Origin of the sequence: Vibrio sp. 10N.222.46.A1, assembly GCF_041473595.1 — a bacterium.
Taxonomy (GTDB): domain Bacteria; phylum Pseudomonadota; class Gammaproteobacteria; order Enterobacterales; family Vibrionaceae; genus Vibrio; species Vibrio tasmaniensis_A.
This window is the reverse complement of the sequence record NZ_JBFRSN010001028.1, coordinates 1-387: the sequence shown is the minus strand read 5'-3', so window position 1 is coordinate 387 and position 387 is coordinate 1. Positions and strand designations below refer to the sequence as shown.

At 42.9% G+C, this 387-nt stretch carries 1 pseudogene; it reads left to right on the top strand.

Going from position 1 to position 387, the window contains the following annotated elements:
• Window positions 1-56 precede the first annotated feature (56 nt).
• A pseudogene (locus tag AB4496_RS23340) lies at window positions 57-387 on the top strand (replication initiation regulator SeqA); the annotation flags it as partial.

Genomic DNA, 387 nt, shown 5'->3' with positions numbered 1-387 from the left:
CGCGCGGATCTCGCTATAATCCCTCAGAGTTTAAACATTGAGATTGTGAAAAGCGAATGAAAACAATTGAGGTTGATGAGGACCTATACCGTTTTATTGCGGGTCAGACAGAACGTATTGGCGAAAGCGCTTCAGATATTCTGCGCCGCTTGTTACTGGTTGATAACCAAGGCACGGTTCCGATCGAAGAGATCGTTGAGCCAAAAGGTATCGTTGTTAGCAAAGAGGTAGGCTTTACTCCAGAGAAGTTCGATGGCGTTAAAGAAATGCGCTCACTACTAATATCAGATGAGTTTGCATCACTAAAGAAAGCCATTGATCGTTTCATGCTTGTGTTATCAACACTGCATAAAATCGACCCTTTAAGCTTTTCAGAAGCAACTCAAG